Raw genomic sequence first — 1220 nt, 5'->3', positions numbered from 1 at the left:
CAGACCTTAACCATCGCTATCACACCTCCAAAGGTTGCCAACTTCCCGACGCCTTTGACTATTTGTAGCGGTGACATTATCAACATTGGAAACACTTCACCTAACGGGGTTGTCGGAACGTGGTCATCTGCATTTAGCAATACGGTTGGCGCGACTTACACATTTTTACCAAATACCGGGCAATGTGCAACCGGACAGACCTTGACCATCGCTATCACACCTCCAAAGGTTGCCAACTTCCCAACACCTTTGAATATTTGCAGTGGTGATGCAATCACAATTGGAAATACTTCACCAAACGGCGTTGTGGGAACCTGGTCATCGGCATTTAGCAATACCGTTGGCGCGACTTACACATTTACTCCAAATGCCGGGCAATGCGCGGTTGGGCAGACTTTGACGATTGCCATTGCGCCACCAAAAATTGCCAATTTTTCAACACCTTTGAATATTTGTAGCGGCGATGCAATCACGATTGGAAACACTTCACCTAACGGGGTTGTCGGAACCTGGTCGTCTGCATTTAGCAATACTGTTGGGGCGACTTACACATTTATACCAAATTCTGGGCAATGTGCGACCGGACAGACCTTAACCATCGCTATCACGCCTCCAAAGGTTGCCAACTTCCCAACACCTTTGAACATTTGTAGCGGCGATGTAATCACAATTGGAAACACTTCACCAAATGGCGTTGTCGGAACGTGGTCATCTGCATTCAGCAATACAATTGGTGCGACTTATACTTTTATTCCGAATGCCGGGCAATGTGCTGTTGGACAGACTATGACGATTGCGATTGCGCCTCCAAAGGTTGCAAATTTTCCTACACCTTTGAACATTTGTAGCGGCGATGCAATCACAATTGGAAACACTTCACCAAATGGCGTTGTCGGAACGTGGTCATCAACATTTAGCAATACAGTTGGTGCAATTTATACTTTTACACCTAATGCCGGACAATGTGCGACAGGGCAAACTTTGACCATTTCTATTAATGCTCAAAAAGTTGCTGATTTTCCAACACCTTTGAACATTTGTAGCGGCGATGCAGTCACAATTGGAAACACTTCACCAAACGGTGTAGTTGGAACCTGGTCATCTGCATTTAGCAATACCGTTGGGGCGACGTATACTTTTACACCCAATGCCGGGCAATGTGCTGTTGGACAAACTTTGACGATTGCCATTAATGCTCCAAAAGTTGCTAATTTCCCTAC

1 pseudogene is annotated in these 1220 nt (G+C 45.7%); it reads left to right on the top strand.

From position 1 onward, the window contains the following. Positions 1 to 1220: pseudogene (locus BLS32_RS18600) on the top strand (gliding motility-associated C-terminal domain-containing protein); the annotation flags it as partial.

Origin of the sequence: Flavobacterium noncentrifugens (assembly GCF_900100375.1) — a bacterium.
Taxonomy (GTDB): Bacteria; Bacteroidota; Bacteroidia; order Flavobacteriales; family Flavobacteriaceae; genus Flavobacterium; species Flavobacterium noncentrifugens.
This window is presented reverse-complemented; position numbering and strand designations above follow the sequence as displayed.